The organism is Bradyrhizobium sp. USDA 4503 (assembly GCF_054055815.1).
On sequence record NZ_JBSRXS010000001.1, the window covers coordinates 726,506 to 743,517 of the forward strand.

Below are 17,012 nucleotides of genomic sequence, written 5' to 3' on the forward strand. Positions count from 1 at the left end.
ACCTAATCATTTGTACACTAGTACAAATCGGCGCGCCGCTCACCTGTCCAACCGCAAGTCGTCGATCCGGCGTCGTCGCGGAGGGAGACCGTCCATGCAGCCGGAACCGATCTTCGATCTCGCGCATCTCGGGCACATCGAGCTTTTGACGCCGAAGCCGGACGAGAGCCTGAAATTCTTTGTCGACGTCATGGGCATGACCGTCAGCGGCCGCAAGGGCAAGTCGGTCTATCTGCGCGGCTGGGACGATTACGAGCGCTATTCGCTGAAGCTGACGGCGTCGAAGACTTCGGGGATGGAGCACATGGCGCTGCGGGCGCGCAGCCCGCAGGCGCTCGAACGCCGCGTTGCCGCGCTGAAGGGCTCGGGCTTCGATATCGGCTGGATCGACGGTGACATGGGGCAGGGGCCGGCATTCCGCTGCCGCGATCCCGACGGCCATGTCATCGAGCTCTATTACGAGACCGAGTGGTACGAGGCGCCGGCCGAGCTGAAGCCCGCGCTGAAAAACCAGGCGCAGCGCTTTCCGGCGCGCGGCGTCAATGTCCGCCGGCTCGACCATCTCAATTGCCTCGCGGTCGACATCAAGGCCAACCGTCTGTTCTTCGAAGACTACCTCGGCTGCCGCACCACCGAGCAGATCGTACTCAACGACGGCACGGTAGCCGCGATGTGGATGACGATGTCGAACAAGAGCTACGACTTCGCCTATACGCGCGACCATTACGGCAAGCGCGGCCGGTTTCACCATGTTACCTACGCGCTCGACAGCCGCGAGGAGATCCTGCGTGCCGCGGATATTTTTCTCGAGCACGGGGTGCATATCGAGACCGGGCCGCACAAGCACGCGATCCAGCAGACCTTCTTCCTCTATGTCTATGAACCCGGCGGCAACCGCGTCGAGGTCGCCAACGCCGGCGCACGCCTGATCCTTGCGCCGGACTGGAAGCCGATCGTGTGGACCGAGGAAGAGCGCAGGAAGGGACAGGCGTGGGGGTTGAAGACGATCGAGTCGTTTCACACCCACGGCACCCCGCCCGTGATCGACTAGATGCGAGACCGCCGCACGAAGGCCGCCCGAGCGCGTCGATACGCCGCCGCGAACACCCGCGGTCGCTGACGACAGCGCCGACGCGCAACCGATATGATCCGGTTCGCGGCGGCGGACGCTGCGCCGCGCGAAATTTGAACCGGTGAGAGCGGGCACAATGGCTGGCAAGACGCGAAAGACGTCGGCGAAGGGGGCGAAAAAGAGCGCCGCGAAGCGTGTCTCTGCAAAGCCGCGCCTGCTCGCGGGCGGCAATCCGCAGATCGCAAAAGGCTATGGCGATGCTCCGGTGCAAGCCTATATCGCCGCGATGCCCGGGTGGAAGCGCGACGTCGGGCGCAAGCTTGACGCGCTCATCGTGCGTGCCGTCCCCGGCGTGCACAAGGCGGTGAAGTGGAACTCGCCGCTCTACGGCATGGAAGGCGACGGCTGGTTCCTCGGCATCCATGTCTTCACGCGCTACGTCAAGGTGGCTTTCTTTCGCGGTGCGTCGCTGCATCCGGTGCCGCCGGGCGAGTCCAAGCAGCAGCACACGCGCTATCTCGACATTCACGAGAACGACGAGCTCGACGAAGCCCAGTTCACCGCGTGGGTGAAGCAAGCCAGTCAATTGCCCGGCGAACGGATGTGAGTGGCAACGCAGGTCAGGACCGGTAAGCAGCGGCCACGACGCGCTGTCGATGCAGCTCTGCGCGATAGAGCATTGCCTCGCCTCAGCCCTTTGGTGTTAGGCTGCACCAAAGCCCGATGAATCGCCATCGCGCTTTGGATTGTTGTCCTGGCATGATCTTTTCGGAAAACCGCTTCGCACTTTTCCGGATCATGCTCTGGTAACGTCAGAGGAAAACGTCGATGAGCGAACACACGACGGACAAGCGCGTGCGAGAGGCGTCTCGCAGGCGATTCCTTCAGGCCGGCGCAACACTGGCCGGTGGCTCCGCCATATCGGGAGTTGCCGGTTCTACCGCGCTTGCCGAACAGGGGAATAATCTTCCGCCCAATGTGCCGGAATGGATGAAAGCGCCCGGCGACCCGATGGGAAGCCAGCCCTATGGCACGCCGTCGGTTCACGAGAAGGCTGTCGTCAAGAACATCTCGAAGACGCTGCCGCAATACATCTCCGCTTCGGGCCGCACGCCGCTGCAGGAGCTCGACGGCATCATCACGCCGAACGGTTTGTTCTACGAACGCCACCATGGCGGCGTGCCGACCATCGACCCGGCCGAGCACCGGCTGGTGCTGCATGGCATGGTCGATCGCCCGCTGGTGTTCACGATGGAGGACATCCGCCGCTTTCCGTCGCAGTCGCGCATCCACTTCCTCGAGTGCTCCGGCAATCCGGTCTACACCAAGCCGTACGGCAAGACGGCCTCCGACCTCGTCGGCCTGCTGAGCTGTGCGGAATGGACCGGCGTGCCGCTCAAGACGGTGTTGGACGAAGCGGGCCTGCAGACCGGCGCCAAATGGATCGTGGCCGAAGGCGCCGACGCCGCTGCGTTGACGCGCTCGATCCCGATCGAGAAATGCCTCGACGACGCCATGCTGGTCTACAGCCAGAATGGCGAGCGGCTGCGCCCGCAGCAGGGCTATCCGCTGCGCCTGTTGCTGCCCGGCTTCGAGGGCAACATGAACGTGAAGTGGCTGCGCCGGCTCAAGGTCGTCGCCGAGCCGGCCTATTCGCGCGAGGAGACCTCGAAATACACCGACCCGATGCCTGACGGCACGTCGCGCGAATTCACCTTCTACATGGAAGCCAAGTCGATCATCACACGGCCGTCCGGCGGGCAGAAGCTGACCGCGCAGGGCTTTCACGAGATTACCGGCATCGCCTGGAGCGGTCACGGCAAGATCAAGAGCGTCGAGGTCTCGCTCGACGAGGGCAAAAGCTGGCAGCAGGCCGAATTGCAGGAGCCGGTGTTGACGCGCGCGCTCACGCGCTTTCGCTTGCCCTGGCATTGGGACGGCAAACCTGCCGTGATCCAGAGCCGCGCCATCGACGAGACCGGATACGTGCAGCCGACGCTGGCGGAATTGGTCAAGGTGCGCGGTCTCAACTCGTTCTACCACAACAACGCGATCTGGCCCTGGCGCATCGATGCGAATGGTGAGGTGAGCAATGGCCAGGCGTAAGCTCAAGACGGCGTTCGTTGTGAGTGCGATCGCGATGCTCGCCACTGCCGGGCAGGCCGAGGATCGCTTTGGCATCGGGCGTGCGGCGACGCCTGCCGAGATCGCCGGCTGGAACATCGATATCGGCCGTGACGGCTCCAACCTGCCGCCGGGCAGCGGCAGTGTCGAGCACGGCCGCACGGTGTTCAGCGAGCAATGCGCTGCGTGCCATGGCGACAGCGGGCAGGGCGGCATCGGCGATCGCCTGGTCGGCGGACAGGGCACGCTGGCGAGCCCAAAACCGATCCGCACCGTCGGCAGCTATTGGCCCTATGCCCCGACGCTGTTCGACTACATCCGCCGCGCGATGCCGCAGAACGCGCCACAATCGCTGAGCAATGAGGACGTCTACGCGGTGTCCGCCTACATCCTCAGTCTGAACGGCATCGTGCCGGCCAATGCGGTGCTCGACGCCAAGTCGCTGGCCGCCATCAAGATGCCGAACCGCGACGGCTTCGTCTCCGACCCGCGGCCCGACGTGCACAACCACTGAGCGGCAGGCACGGCCGGGTGGCTCGCAGCATCGTGACGTCGTGGCCCCTGTGCCCGGAGGATTGCCGTCCCTATGTCCGTTTGGGGGCGGCTCGGCCGTCATCCGGCACACGTTTATGATCGATAGGAGAGGCCGCATGACCAGGTCATGGGCAGTCGCAGCCGCCATGCTGCTCGTGGGAATGACGTTCACGCCGGTCGCGGCCCAGATGTCGGAGCCGGCATATTTCGACGCGCAAAATCCAGGACGCAGCGCGATCAACGGCGGCGCGTTGACGCCATGGGGTGAGGCGCAGGAGGCCGCGCAGCGCGGGCGCAATCCGGCGAACGCCTACGGTGCCATGCCTGCGGCGGAGCCATCTTCCGCCTGCGCGCGTTACCGTTCATTCGATCCGGCGTCCGGCACCTTCCTTGGCCGCGACGGCCGCCGCCATCCCTGCCGATAAGGCCCTGCACCGCGCTTGGCGGTGGATAAGGGCGCCGGCATTCGCCCGGCGCGCGAACGACTGGACGTTAGGCGCGTTATAGTCCGCCGATCGTGTCGGGTCCCGCCGGACCCGAGCAGCGGAGGACACCCGGCGTGACAGACGCTCTGGCCGGTTTCTGGGACCGAAAGTCGACCTCGGACCTGTTGCGGGAGGCGGCGCGGGCCGATGGCGACGCGGAGACGCCGATCTTCAGGCGCTCGCTGTCGGCGTTGCAACTGGTCACGCTCGGCATCGGCGGCATCATCGGCGCCGGCATCTTCGTGCTGACGGGCCACGCGGCCGCCGCCAATGCCGGTCCCGCGGTCACGCTCTCCTTCATGCTTGGTGCGGTGGCCTGCGCCTTCGCCGGCCTGTGCTACGCCGAGATGTCGTCGACGGTGCCGATCTGCGGCAGCGCCTACACCTATGCCTACGCCACGCTCGGCGAGCTGATCGCCTGGATCATCGGCTGGGACCTGATCCTCGAATACGCGGTCGGCGCGATCGCGGTCTCGGTCGGGTGGTCCGGCTATTTCGTCAGTCTGATGCGCGATTTCGGCATCAACCTGCCGCAGCAATTCACCTCGGCGCCGCTCGCTTACGACGTCAACACCGGCGCGTGGTCATCGACCGGTGCGGTCATCAACATCCCGGCGATGGCGATCATCGCCTTCGTGACCACGCTGCTGGTGGTCGGCATTCGCGAGTCCGCGCGCTTCACCAGCTTCGTCGTCGTGGTCAAGCTCGTTGTGATCGCGCTGTTCCTCGCTACCGCGGCTTCCTCGGTGACCCTGGCGAACTGGGTAACGGCGAGCAACCCGGAGGGCGCGCTGATCCCGCCGAATGCCGGTCCTGGCGTGTTCGGCTGGTCCGGCGTGGTCCGCGGCGCGGCGGTGGTGTTCTTCGCCTATATCGGCTTCGACGCGATCTCGACCGCGGCGCAGGAGGCGAAGACGCCGGAGCGCGACATGCCGATCGGCATTCTCGGCTCGCTCGTGATCTGCGCCACGCTCTATGTCGCGGTCGGATTCGTGCTGACCGGCATCGTGCCCTATGACCGGCTCAGCGTGCCCGATCCGATCGCCGTCGGCATCGATGCGATCGGTATCGGCTGGCTCGGTCCGTTCATCAAGCTCGGCATCCTGTTCGGATTGACATCGGTGATCCTCATCATGCTGCTGGCGCAACCGCGGATCTTTCGCGCCATGGCGCATGACGGATTGCTGCCGGGCTTTGCCGCCAAAATCCATCCGCGCTTCCAGACCCCCTATGTCTCGACCATCTTCGCCGGCACCGTGGCCGCTCTTCTCGGTGGGCTGTTGCCGATCGGGCTGGTCGGCGAACTGGTCTCGATCGGCACGCTGTTCGCGTTCACGGTGGTCTCGATCGGCACGCTGGTGCTGCGCGTGCGCGATCCGGAATTGCCGCGTCCGTTCAAGGCGCCGGCGATCTGGCTGGTGGCCCCGGCTGCCGCCGGAACTTCGCTGTTCCTGATGTTCGGCCTGCCGCTCGACACCTGGATCAGGCTCGCAGTGTGGCTCGTGATCGGGCTTGTGATCTATGCGGCCTATGGCAGACGGCACAGCCGGCTGCGGGCAGGCGGCGGGGACCGCGCGGGCCTATAGTGCGCGCGCGTGCGGCCTGCTAGATGTACGCGTTGAGATAGCACCGCAAGCCGCCACAGGCCGGCATTCCCCGGGGAGACTTCCATGCAAAATCCAACGGCAGGCGCGCGATGGATGGTCGCCGCGCTCGTCTCGATCAGCATCGCGTCGGCTGCGCCCGGTCGCGCAGCCTCGGTTGCGCCGGCCGCTGCCGAGAACGGCATGGTGGTCTCCGCGCAGCATCTCGCGACCCAGGTCGGCGTCGAGGTGTTGAAGCGGGGCGGCAATGCGGTCGATGCGGCGGTCGCCGTTGGTTACGCGCTTGCGGTGGCCTATCCCGCCGCCGGCAATCTCGGTGGCGGCGGGTTCATGACCATCCAGTTCGCCGACGGCCGCAAGACCTTCCTGGATTTCCGCGAGACCGCGCCGAAAGGCGCCACAGCCGACATGTATCTCGACAAGGACGGCAACGTTATCCCCGGCCTTTCGACCAAGGGGCATCTCGCTGTCGGCGTACCGGGCTCGGTGGCCGGGATGGAGTATGCGCGCGAGAAATACGGCACAATGAAGCGCGCTGACGTCATCGCGCCGGCGCTGCAACTGGCGGAGGATGGTTTTGTGCTCGACCAGGGCGACGTCAGCATGCTGCAGACCTCGACCAAGGACTTTCAGGACGATCCGGCCTCGGCCGCGATCTTCCTCAACAACGGCAAGCCGTTCCAGGTCGGCGAACGGCTGACGCAGCATGAGCTCGCCGAGACGCTGCGCGAGATCAGCAAGCGCGGCAGTGATGGCTTCTACAAGGGCTGGGTTGGTGCTGCGATCGTCGCCGCGAGCCAGGCCGGCAAGGGCCTGCTGACGCAGGAGGATCTGGACAACTACAGGGTTCGCGAGCTGGCGCCGGTCGAATGTGACTATCGCGGTTACCACGTGGTCTCGGCGCCGCCGCCCAGTTCGGGCGGTGTGGTGATCTGCGAGATGCTCAACATCCTCGAGGGCTATCCGCTGCAGGAGCTCGGCTACCACTCGGCGCAAGCGGTGCACTACCAGATCGAGGCGATGCGCCACGCTTACGTCGATCGCAACAGCTATCTCGGCGATCCGGACTTCGTGAAAAATCCGCTCGAGCGCCTGCTCGACAAGACCTACGCCGCGAAGATCCGTGCCGCGATCGACCCGGCCAAGGCCGGTGTGTCCAGGGACATCAAGCCCGGCGTTCCGCCGCATGAGGGCAGCAACACCACGCACTATTCGATTGCCGACAAGGACGGCAATGCGGTGTCGGTCACCTACACGCTGAACGACTGGTTCGGTGCCAAGGTGACGGCGGCCAGGACCGGCGTGCTGCTCAATGACGAGATGGACGACTTCACCGCCAAGGTCGGCGTGCCGAACCTGTATGGGCTGGTGCAGGGGGAGGCCAACGCGATCGTCCCCGGCAAGCGTCCGCTGTCCTCAATGAGTCCGACCATCGTCTCCAAGGACGGCAAGCCGGTCATCGTGATGGGCACCCCGGGCGGCAGCCGCATCATCACCGCCGTGCTGCTGACGATGATCAACGCGATCGACTATGGCATGAACGCGCAGGAGGCCGTGGACATGCCGCGCTTCCACCAGCAGTGGCTTCCCGAGGTGACCAACCTCGAGGACTACACGCTGTCGCCGGATACGCGGAAGATCCTGGAGGGCATGGGCCACAAATTCGGCCCGCCGCATCCGGCCAACCACCTCGCGGTGATCATCATCGGCGCGCCGTCGCTGGGCGGCAAGCCGGTCGGCAACAACCGCTTCTATGGCGCGAACGACCCGCGGCGCAATTCGGGGCTCGCCACGGGCTATTGATCGTGACGGCTAGCGACAATCCGTAGCCCGGATGAGCGAAGCGATATCCGGGTCTTGTTGAGCTCCGCATGTCGCTCCGCTCGTGCGGGCTGCCGCTCCAATTGAACCGCGCTGCGGTCAGGCGACGGCGGTCGACCTGCCGTCCTTTTGCCCGCCGGTCAGCAGCAAGCGCTGGCGGATCGCGTCTTCGATCAGAGCCAGGGATTGCTTGGCTTCGCGCGCCTCGGCTTCGGCGGCCTGGGCGCGGAATTCGGCCGCATCGAGTTGCTCCTGTTGGGACTCGATGCGCCGTCGGGCTTCCTCAAGCGCCCGCGACGCATCCCTCAATTTGCGCTCGGTGGCGGCGATGATTTCGAGCTGCGCCTGTTCGGCGGCCTCGGCGCGCGCTTCGCCGGCGCGAGCCCTGTCCTCGATGCTGCGGAACAAATCCGCCGCCTGGTAGACGAGGTCCAAGGCTTCTGTGCCCATGGCCGATGCGGGTGGTCTTGGAAATCCAAGAACGTTAGGGTCGGCCGTAAATGACCGTTTGAATCCGCGCAGTGCCATCCAAATCAGCCCGTCGCGAGTCGGTGTATGCCAACAACTTGCGGTAGTTATAGTTAACAAATCCTTAATGTGATTGGCGCGCCGGCGCTGTCCACCGGTTTCTGATGTCGCAGCACCCAAATCGTCGGCCGGATCGGGGAATCGATCCGTCCGGCCCGCGCTTTTCTTTCGGAACGTGCTCTCCGCGCAAGCGTATCGAGACCGCAGCGCTATCAGGCGCGGTGCGCGAAGCGCGCAGCGCTGCAGCGGAGATCGATGCAGCCCCGCGGGCACCGCCAGTCGGCGAGGTCTGCCGATTTGCTGCGGGCGCGAGCCGGGCTCTATGGCATAAGTTTGACGCCTGGCTTGCTTTAATTCTCCGGTGTTGAATTGCAGGTCCATGGAGCGACCGATATACCGGGCGGCCTAAGTGGCACGCAGCGCGCTCAGAACGAGCGACGTATTCGCCACGGAAATCTGGTCGATGAAATTTCTGTTGCGGTTCTTCGGGTTCCTGTTCACCGCAGGCACCATCCTGTTCCTGGCTGGTCTGGCCGCGGTCGCAGGGCTGTTCTGGCATTTCTCCAAGGACCTGCCCGAGTATTCGCAGCTCCAGAACTACGAGCCGCCGGTGATGACCCGCGTGCACGCGGCCGACGGCTCGCTGCTCGGCGAATACGCCAAGGAGCGCAGGCTCTATCTGCCGATCCAGGCGGTGCCGAAGCTCGTGATCAACGCGTTCCTCGCCGCCGAGGACAAGAATTTCTACGAGCATGGCGGCGTCGACTACACCGGCATGGCGCGCGCCGGTGTCGCCTACATCCAGAACTTCGGTTCCAACCGGCGGCCGCAGGGCGCCTCGACGATCACCCAGCAGGTCGCCAAGAACTTCCTTTTGACCAACGAGGTGTCGTTCACCCGCAAGATCAAGGAAGCCTTGCTGGCGATGCGAATCGAGCGGGCTTACTCCAAGGACAAGATCCTCGAGCTCTATCTCAACGAAATCTATCTCGGCCTTGGCGCCTACGGCATCGCGGCGGCCTCGCTGGTGTATTTCGACAAGTCCGTCAATGAACTGACGGTCGCGGAAGCGGCCTATCTGGCGGCGCTGCCGAAAATGCCGGCCAGCCTGCATCCGGTGCGCAACCGCGCGCGCGCCGTCGAGCGGCGCAACTACGTGATCGACCGCCTGCAGGAGAACGGCTGGATCACCGCGGCCGACGCCGACAAGGCGCGCAAGGAGCCGCTGACCGTCACCAACCGCAGCAATGGCGCGCACACCTTCGCCGGCGAATACTTCTCGGAAGAAGTCCGCCGCGACATCTTCGAGCGCTATGGCGAGAAGAAGCTCTATGAGGGCGGCCTGTCGGTGCGCACCACGCTCGACCCCAAGGTCCAGGTGATGGCGCGCAAGGCCATGGTGGCTGGGCTCGTGAACTATGACGAGCAGCAGGGCTATCGCGGTGCGATCCAAAAGCTCGACCTGACCAGTGACTGGGGCGTGCCGCTCGCCGAGATCAAATCGCTGTCCGACATCTCGCCGTGGCGAATGGCGGTGGTGCTGGAGAGCAACGACCAGTCGGCACGGATCGGCTTCCAGCCGGGCCGCGAGCTCGGCGGCGCCATCAGCAAGCAGCGCGAGACCGGCATCATCACGATGGACGGCGCGCGCTGGGCCAAGAGCAAGGGCAAGACGCCGACATCGGTGGCGCAGGTGCTGCAGCCAGGCGACGTGATCTACGCCGACCCGCTCTTCAGCAAGGACGGCCAGCGCGTCGAAGGCCAGTACCGGCTGCGACAGATCCCTGAGCTGTCGGGTGCGATGGTGGCGATGGATCCGCACACCGGCCGCGTGCTGGCGATGGTCGGCGGCTTCTCGTTCGACCAGAGCCAGTTCAACCGCGCGACGCAGGCCTATCGGCAGCCCGGCTCGACCTTCAAGCCGATCGTCTATTCGTCGGCGCTCGACAACGGCTACACCGGATCGACCATGATGATCGACGCCCCGATCGAGATCGACCAGGGGCAGGGCAACATCTGGCGGCCCGAAAACTTCTCCACCGGCAAGTATCAGGGCCAGGTGACGCTGCGCAACGCGCTGCGGCTGTCGCTCAACACGGTGACCGTGCGGCTGGCGCAGGAAATCGGCATGCCGCTGATCGGCGAATATGCAAAGCGCTTCGGCGTCTATGACGAGTTGCCGAACTATCTCGCCTACGCGCTCGGCGCCGGCGAAACCACGGTGATGCGGATGGCCACGGCCTATTCGATGATCGCCAACGGCGGCGTCCGCGTGAAGCCGACCCTGATCGACCGCATCCAGGACCGCTACGGCCACACCATCTTCAAGCACGATCAGCGCGAATGCCGCGGCTGCGACGCGCCGGAGGGCTGGAAGAACCAGCCGGAGCCGCAGCTCGTCGACCGCCGCGAGCGGGTGCTCGACGCGATGTCCGCCTACCAGATCACCTCGCTGATGGAGGGCGTGATTCAGGCCGGTACCGGCACCGCGCTGAAGGACGTCGGCAAGCCGCTTGCCGGCAAGACCGGCACCTCGAACGAGGCCAAAGATCTCTGGTTCGTCGGCTTCTCGCCGGACCTCGTGGTCGGTCTCTATGTCGGCTACGACAAGCCGCGCTCGCTCGGCCGCAACGCGCAGGCCGGCCATACCGCGGCGCCGATCGCGCGCGACTTCCTGAAGCTCGCGCTGGCCGACAAGCCCGCCACCCCGTTCAAGCAGCCGGTCGGCATCCGGCTGGTCCTGGTCGATGCCAAGACTGGCCAGCGCGCTGTGCCCGGCCAGAACCGGGGCGTGGTGCTCGAAGCCTTCAAGCCGGGCCAGGCGCCGCCGTTCAATGATCCCGGGATGGTCGCCGGCACCGACGTGATCGACGGCACCCAGCAGGGCATTTCGCCGGACGCCGATCGGGCCGTGATACGGTCGGGGACAGGCGGGCTGTACTGAGGCTTGGTGGGCAGGCCTTCGGGCCGCGATTTTCACGCCCATTCCTCGCCAACAATGCTTGCCAAGCGTGGGACCAAGCGGGTAGAAGGTCGCACTCGCGCGGGCGCTGGTTTGGCAGGCGAACCCGCTGCACCGAGATGTCCAGTCATCCAGCTAAGCTGTTGATACCACGGACGATTCTTGGGGAATGGTGTAACGGTAGCACAACAGACTCTGACTCTGTTTGTCTTGGTTCGAATCCAGGTTCCCCAGCCAATCCGCCTCGGTGGCGTGATCATCCTCTCAAATCCCGACGAGATAGCCGGCTGCAGCTGCCGACGGAGGACCAGTCGTATGTGTGCCATCACGGCAGGGTGGATTGGTCCGGCGTAATCCACCATGGTCTCGCGCGTGTGGTCCGGCTCGTTGCAACAGAGGTTTAGGCTGATGGACGAAATTCTCTATGCCCGCGAAGCGTCGATCGGCGTCGATGAGTTCATCGAGGTGCTGCGGCAGTCGGGCCTCGGCGAGCGGCGACCGCTGGCGGATACCGACCGGATGGAGCGCATGATCGCCAATGCGAATCTGATCGTGACGGCGCGGAAGGCGGGCAAGCTGGTCGGCGTGTCGCGCGCGCTGACCGATTTCGCCTATTGCTGCTATTTGGCGGACCTTGCGGTCGATCGCGGATACCAGGGACATGGCATCGGCAAGCGTCTGATCGCGGAAACGGGGCGCCTCGCCGGACCTGAATCGATGTGCCTGCTGTTGTCGGCGCCTGACTCGATCGGGTTCTACAAGACCATCGGCATGCCGCAGCCGGACAACGCGTTCCTCTACAAGCGGGAGCGATAGCGGACGGCTACGCTGCGCGGCGCTATTTGATCTTGTCGTAGACCGTCGCGAAGTCGGCAAGCGGCATCGGGATAGAGATGGTTTCCTTGCCGAGATTCTGGAACGACACCTTGAGCTGCTTACCCGATTTCAGCTGGCTCAGGACATCGGCGGCGATCGGCGTATTGATGTAGCAGCCGCGTGTCTCGCACGTCTGGATCGGCACGTCGACGGCCTTGCCGTCGTCGACCTGCAGCTTGGCGCCGACCGGCAGGTTCAACCCGAGCGGAAGCTGGATCAATGCAACCGGCGTGCGGGTGTCGCCGGGAACGCGGATATTGACCAGCACGATGAGCTGGCCGGTCTTGGTGAGCACCGCGGTCTGTTCCATCGCGCATTCGAGCGGAGCGTCGCGGCTCGCACTGGTGCAGCGTGCGATCCAGCCGGAGTTGTTGGGGGCTGCTGTATCACCCTGAGGAGCAGCGGGCGCAGCTGCCGGAGCGGGCGCGTTCTTGCTCTTGGCCGTCTGGGCGTGGCCAGAGTGGGCCATGCCGAACGCGTTCAGCAGGACGAAGAGCGACTTGGCGACAATCTTCACGGTACCGGCTCCGAAATGAACATCTTTCGGATGTGCCGGGATGCCAGCAAAGTCAAGTCACTCGGCGGCCTCCTTGACCGATCCATGCTCGTCGTCGTCAGCATCGTGGTCGGTGCGCGGCGAGCGGCCCCAGTTCGCAAACGCATTCGAGAGCCTGTCGAGATAGAGATAGACGACCGGCGTCGTGAACAGCGTCAGCGCCTGGCTGACGATCAGGCCGCCGACCATGGCGTAGCCGAGCGGCTGGCGGATTTCCGAGCCGGTGCCGGTTCCTAACATCAACGGCACGCCGCCGAGCAAGGCGGCCATCGTCGTCATCATGATCGGGCGGAAGCGGAGCAGGGCGGCCTGGCGGATCGCCGCCACAGGCTCCATGTGCTGGTCGCGCTCGGCCGCGATCGCGAAGTCGACCATCATGATGCCGTTCTTCTTCACGATGCCGATCAGAAGGATGATGCCGATCAGCGCGATCAGCGAGAAGTCGAAGCCGGCCGCCATCAGGATCGCGAGCGCGCCGACGCCGGCCGACGGCAGCGTCGATAGAATCGTGATCGGGTGGATGTAGCTTCAGAATGCCGAGGATCAGGTAGACGACCACGAGCGCCGCGAGGATCAACAGCGGCACGGTCGACAGCGATTGCTGGAACGCCTGCGCGGTGCCCTGGAAGCTCGAGCTCAGGGTCGGCGGCGCGCCGAGGTCGACCATCGCCTTCTGCACCGCTTCCGTCGCCTGGCCGAGCGCAACGCCCTGCGCCAGGTTGAATGAGATCGTGATCGCCGGGAACTGGCCCTGGTGGCTGATCGAGAGCGGCCGTACCGGCACGCTGGTCCAGGTCGCGAAGGTCGAGATCGGCACCTGTTCGCCGGTCAGCGGCGACTTGATGTAGATCTTGTTCAGCGTGTCGATCGCGCCCTGCAGCTCAGGCAACACCTCGAGGATGACGTGGTAGCTGTTGAGCTGGGTGAAATATTGCGTCACCTGGCGCTGACCGAACGCATCATAGAGCGTGTCGTCGATCAGCTGCGGCTGGATGCCATAGCGCGAGGCGGTGTCGCGGTTGATCTTCAATTCGAGCGTGGTGCCGTTGGTCTGCTGGTCGGTGGCGACGTCGCGCAGCTGCGGCAGCGTCTGCATCTTGCCGAGAATCTTCGGCGCCCATTCGTTCAGTTCGGCGAGGTTGGCATCCTGCAGCGTGAATTCGAACTGGGTGCGGGTCGGGCGGCCGCCGAGGCGAACGTCCTGCGCCGCCTGCATGAACAGCCGGGCACCCTCGACCTTCTCCAGCTTCGGCCGTAGCCGGGCGATGACCTGCTGCGCGTTGGCGTCGCGATCCTTCAGCGGCTTCAGCGTGATGTACATCGCGCCGTTGTTGCCGGCGCGACCACTGCCGCCGATCGCCATCGCCACCGTCGCCACCGCGGGATCCTGCTGCACGATCTTGCCGAGTTCCTCCTGCTTCCGCTTCATGTCGGCGAAGGAGATATCCTGGTTGGCTTCCGAGGTCGCGGTGATCAGGCCGACGTCCTGCTGCGGGAAGAAGCCCTTCGGGATGACGACGAACAGGTAGACCGACAGCGCCAGCGTCCCGAAGAAGATCATCAGCGTCGTGAACTTCCAGCGCAAAGCGAGGTCGAGCACGCTCTGATAGCCGCGCAGCATGGCGTCGAAGCCGCGCTCGCTGAGCTGGTAGAACCGACCGTGCTTCTCGTCATTGTGGGCGCGCAGGAAGCGCGAGGCCATCATCGGGGTCAGCGTCAGCGACACGAACATCGAGACGAAGATGGTCATCGCCAGCACGACCGCGAATTCGCGGAACAGGCGGCCGATAATGCCGCCCATCAGGAGCAGCGGGATCAGCACCGCGACCAGCGAGATGCTGATCGAAACGATGGTGAAGCCGATTTCCTGCGAGCCCTTGAAGGCGGCAGCCATCGGCTTCTCGCCCTCTTCGATGTAGCGGCTGATGTTCTCCAGCATCACGATGGCGTCGTCGACCACGAAGCCGACCGCGATCGTCAGCGCCATCAGCGACAGATTGTCGAGCGTGTAGCCGAACACCCACATCAGCGCGCAGGCGCCGAGCAGCGCCAATGGCACCGTGACCGTCGGGATCACGGTCGCCCAGAAACTGCGCAGGAAGACGAAGATCACCATCACGACCAGGAAGATGGTCAGCAGCAGGGTGAACTGGACGTCCTCGACCGCCGCGCGGATCGTGGTGGTGCGGTCGCTGATCACGTCGATCTTGATCGCCGGCGGGATCGCGGCGACCAGTCGGGGCAGCGCCGCCTTGATCTTGTCGACGGTGTCGATGACGTTGGCGCCGGGCTGCTTGAATATGACCAGGAATACGCCGCGCTTGCCGTTGGCCCAGGCGGCCTGCTTGGCGTCCTCGGGCCCGGTGACGGCCTGGCCGATGTCACGGATCCGCAGCGGCCCGCCGTTGCGGTAGGCGATGATGACGTCGTTCCACGGGCTCGCCGTGAGCAGCTGGTCGTTGGCGTAGATGGTATAGGCGCGGGTGGCGCCGTCGATGTTGCCCTTCGGACTGTCGACGGTGGCGATGTTGATCGCGGCGCGGACGTCCTCCAGCGACAGGCCCTTGGCGACGAGCTTGGCGGGGTCGATCTGGACGCGAACCGACGGCTTCTGCTGGCCGCCGATGATGACCTGCGCAACGCCCGAGATCTGGCTGATCTGCTGCGCCAGCTGGGCGTCGACGGCATCGCTGACCGTCGTCAGCGGCAGCGTGTCCGATGTCGCCGACAGCAGCATGATCGGCGAGTCCGCCGGGTTGACCTTGCGGTAGGTCGGCGGCGAGGGAAGGGTTTTCGGCAACTGGCCGCTGGCCGCGTTGATGGCGGCCTGCACGTCGTTGGCGGCGCCGTCGATGCTGCGGTTGAGGTCGAACTGGATGGTGACCGCCGCCGTGCCGAGATAGCTGGTCGAGGTCATCTGCGCGATGCCGGGGATCTGCGCGAACTGGCGTTCCAGCGGCTGGGCGACCGATGTCGCCATCGTTTCCGGGCTGGCGCCGGGCAGGGTCGCAGTGATCTGGATGGTGGGGAAGTCGACCTGCGGCAGCGGCGCGACCGGCAGCAGGGGATAGGCGACGAGACCGACGAACAGGATGCCCGCCATCAGCAGCGACGTGCCGATGGGGAAACGAATGAATGGTGCGGAAATTCCGGCGCCGACGCTCATTCCTGCGTAACCTTCGACTGGGACGGATCCGAGCTCGCCACTGCCGTTGTCACCGGGGTTCCCGGCGAGACCTTGTACTGCCCCGCGGTGATCACCTGCTGTCCGGGCGACAGGCCCTCGTCGATCACCGACTTGCCGTCGATCGACTGGCTGACCTTGATCTTGCGAAGCTCGGCCTTGTTCTCCTGATTGACTGAATACGCGTAGAGGCCATCGGTGCCATGCTGCACCGCGTCATCCGGGACGACGGTGGCATCCTTCAAGGTCCTGACCAGAAGGCGGGTCGAGACCGACTGGCCCGGCCACAGCGCGTGGTCCTTGTTATCAAACACCGCCTTCAGCCGGACAGTCCCGCTTGACGTGTCGACCTGATTGTTGATCAGCGCCAGGGTTCCCGTGGATAGCACCCGCTTGCCGTCGGTGGTCAGGGCAATGGTCTTGGGCGGCGCCACGGCCAGCGCCGCCTTGATATCCGGCAGCTGGTCTTCCGGCGCGGTGAAGATCACCGTGATCGGCTCGATCTGGGTGATCGTGACAATGCCGGTCTGGGCCGAGGCATTGACGATGTTGCCGATATCGACCAGTCGCAGGCCGACAATCCCGTCGATCGGGGATTTGACGGTCGTGTAGTCCACCTGGGTCTGGGCGTTGAAGATGGCGGCCTCGTCAGCCGAGATCTGGGCGGTCAGCTGCGCCACCGTGGAGCGCTGGGTGTCGAGCTGCTGGCGTGTCGCGAACTCGCCGAGCCTGGTGGTGCGCTGCAGGTCGAGATTGGCGTTGGCGAGATTGGCTTCGTCCTGGGCCTTCTTGGCCTTGGCCTGGTCGAGCGTCGCCTGATAGGGCCGCGGATCGATCTCGACCAGCGTGTCACCGGCCTTGACGAACTGGCCTTCCTTGAAAGCGATCCTGGTGATCTGACCGTCGACCCGGGTGCGGACCTGGACCGTGTTGAACGCCTGCACGGTGCCGAGGCCGGTGAGATAGACAGGGAAGTCGGCTTTCTCGACCGGCGAGATCTTGACCGGAACGGCCGGGCGTTGGGCGGATCGCTTCTGCGCGGCTTCGATCGCCTGCTGGTTGCTCGTGTGTTTCTGCCAGCCGAAATAACCGGCGGCGCCGACCGCAGCGATCACTAAAACCCAACCGATGGTGCGTGACTTTGACATGCGGACTCTTGGGTTCGACGTAACAATAAAGGCTGATCGAAACGGTTCACAGAGCTTGCGGATATAATATGCGTGCACTTAATGTGTAAACACACCAAGGCTTGAGAATCCTAAACAT

The 17,012-nt window shown here is 64.8% G+C and carries 12 protein-coding genes, 1 tRNA gene and 1 pseudogene; 10 read left to right on the top strand and 4 right to left on the bottom strand.

The window, feature by feature from the left end:
* Positions 1–94: 94 nt before the first annotated feature.
* The 7 genes from ACVMIH_RS03440 to ggt all read left to right on the top strand — a co-directional run bounded on the left by ACVMIH_RS03440 (position 95) and on the right by ggt (position 7,622).
* Entirely contained in the window at positions 95–1,051 is a 957-nt protein-coding gene (locus tag ACVMIH_RS03440) for a catechol 2,3-dioxygenase (protein WP_456860760.1), read from the top strand.
* A 157-nt stretch (positions 1,052–1,208) separates the two neighbouring features.
* Positions 1,209–1,679 carry a DUF1801 domain-containing protein gene (locus ACVMIH_RS03445; protein ID WP_310884792.1) on the top strand — a complete coding sequence of 157 codons (471 nt, stop codon included), beginning with the start codon at positions 1,209–1,211 and terminating at the stop codon, positions 1,677–1,679.
* Between the two features lie 221 nt (positions 1,680–1,900).
* Positions 1,901–3,178, top strand: coding sequence for a sulfite dehydrogenase (soxC, locus tag ACVMIH_RS03450; RefSeq protein WP_310884791.1), 1,278 nt, complete (start codon positions 1,901–1,903; stop codon positions 3,176–3,178).
* A 34-nt stretch (positions 3,179–3,212) separates the two neighbouring features.
* Positions 3,213–3,710, top strand: coding sequence for a c-type cytochrome (locus ACVMIH_RS03455; protein ID WP_057020025.1), 498 nt, complete (start codon positions 3,213–3,215; stop codon positions 3,708–3,710).
* Positions 3,711–3,846: 136 nt separating this feature from the next.
* Positions 3,847–4,155, top strand: coding sequence for a BA14K family protein (locus tag ACVMIH_RS03460; protein WP_063607138.1), 309 nt, complete (start codon positions 3,847–3,849; stop codon positions 4,153–4,155).
* A gap of 146 nt (positions 4,156–4,301) precedes the next feature.
* Positions 4,302–5,801, top strand: a complete 1,500-nt coding sequence (locus ACVMIH_RS03465; RefSeq protein WP_456785633.1) for an amino acid permease — start codon at positions 4,302–4,304, stop codon at positions 5,799–5,801.
* Between the two features lie 84 nt (positions 5,802–5,885).
* Complete coding sequence (gene ggt / locus ACVMIH_RS03470) at positions 5,886–7,622, top strand: gamma-glutamyltransferase (protein ID WP_456860762.1); 1,737 nt, start codon at positions 5,886–5,888, stop codon at positions 7,620–7,622.
* A 117-nt stretch (positions 7,623–7,739) separates the two neighbouring features.
* On the opposite strand, the gene ACVMIH_RS03475 is transcribed toward ggt, so the two are convergent.
* Entirely contained in the window at positions 7,740–8,075 is a 336-nt protein-coding gene (locus ACVMIH_RS03475) for a hypothetical protein (RefSeq protein ID WP_225160656.1), read from the bottom strand.
* 556 nt (positions 8,076–8,631) lie between these two features.
* On the opposite strand from ACVMIH_RS03475, the gene ACVMIH_RS03480 reads away from it, so the two are divergent.
* The 3 genes from ACVMIH_RS03480 (at position 8,632) to ACVMIH_RS03490 (ending at position 11,946) form a co-directional block, all read left to right on the top strand.
* Complete coding sequence (locus ACVMIH_RS03480; protein WP_057019719.1) at positions 8,632–11,112, top strand: penicillin-binding protein 1A; 2,481 nt, start codon at positions 8,632–8,634, stop codon at positions 11,110–11,112.
* A gap of 181 nt (positions 11,113–11,293) precedes the next feature.
* Positions 11,294–11,367, top strand: a tRNA-Gln gene (locus tag ACVMIH_RS03485).
* A gap of 171 nt (positions 11,368–11,538) precedes the next feature.
* Complete coding sequence (locus tag ACVMIH_RS03490; protein WP_456860765.1) at positions 11,539–11,946, top strand: GNAT family N-acetyltransferase; 408 nt, start codon at positions 11,539–11,541, stop codon at positions 11,944–11,946.
* Between the two features lie 22 nt (positions 11,947–11,968).
* On the opposite strand, the gene ACVMIH_RS03495 is transcribed toward ACVMIH_RS03490, so the two are convergent.
* The 3 genes and pseudogenes from ACVMIH_RS03495 to ACVMIH_RS03505 form a co-directional block, all read right to left on the bottom strand.
* On the bottom strand, positions 11,969–12,475 hold the full coding sequence (locus ACVMIH_RS03495) for an invasion associated locus B family protein (protein WP_057020027.1): 507 nt from the start codon (positions 12,473–12,475) through the stop codon (positions 11,969–11,971).
* 105 nt (positions 12,476–12,580) lie between these two features.
* Positions 12,581–15,728 (bottom strand): annotated as a pseudogene (locus ACVMIH_RS03500) (efflux RND transporter permease subunit).
* Positions 15,725–16,894 (bottom strand): efflux RND transporter periplasmic adaptor subunit, encoded by a 1,170-nt coding sequence (locus tag ACVMIH_RS03505; protein ID WP_057019722.1) that lies wholly within the window; start codon positions 16,892–16,894, stop codon positions 15,725–15,727. Before ACVMIH_RS03505 ends, ACVMIH_RS03500 begins: the two are co-directional and overlap by 4 nt.
* Positions 16,895–17,012: the final 118 nt, after the last annotated feature.

What these genes read in the sequence shown, in the direction of transcription:
- ACVMIH_RS03440 (WP_456860760.1), top strand. Translation starts at nt 95, where the DNA reads ATGCAGCCGGAACCGATCTTCGATCTCGCGCATCTCGGGCACATCGAG.
- ACVMIH_RS03445 (WP_310884792.1), top strand. Translation starts at nt 1,209, where the DNA reads ATGGCTGGCAAGACGCGAAAGACGTCGGCGAAGGGGGCGAAAAAGAGC.
- soxC (WP_310884791.1), top strand. Translation starts at nt 1,901, where the DNA reads ATGAGCGAACACACGACGGACAAGCGCGTGCGAGAGGCGTCTCGCAGG.
- ACVMIH_RS03455 (WP_057020025.1), top strand. Translation starts at nt 3,213, where the DNA reads ATGCTCGCCACTGCCGGGCAGGCCGAGGATCGCTTTGGCATCGGGCGT.
- ACVMIH_RS03460 (WP_063607138.1), top strand. Translation starts at nt 3,847, where the DNA reads ATGACCAGGTCATGGGCAGTCGCAGCCGCCATGCTGCTCGTGGGAATG.
- ggt (WP_456860762.1), top strand. Translation starts at nt 5,886, where the DNA reads ATGCAAAATCCAACGGCAGGCGCGCGATGGATGGTCGCCGCGCTCGTC.
- ACVMIH_RS03480 (WP_057019719.1), top strand. Translation starts at nt 8,632, where the DNA reads ATGAAATTTCTGTTGCGGTTCTTCGGGTTCCTGTTCACCGCAGGCACC.
- ACVMIH_RS03490 (WP_456860765.1), top strand. Translation starts at nt 11,539, where the DNA reads ATGGACGAAATTCTCTATGCCCGCGAAGCGTCGATCGGCGTCGATGAG.
- ACVMIH_RS03495 (WP_057020027.1), bottom strand. Translation starts at nt 12,475, where the DNA reads ATGGCCCACTCTGGCCACGCCCAGACGGCCAAGAGCAAGAACGCGCCC.
- ACVMIH_RS03505 (WP_057019722.1), bottom strand. Translation starts at nt 16,894, where the DNA reads ATGTCAAAGTCACGCACCATCGGTTGGGTTTTAGTGATCGCTGCGGTC.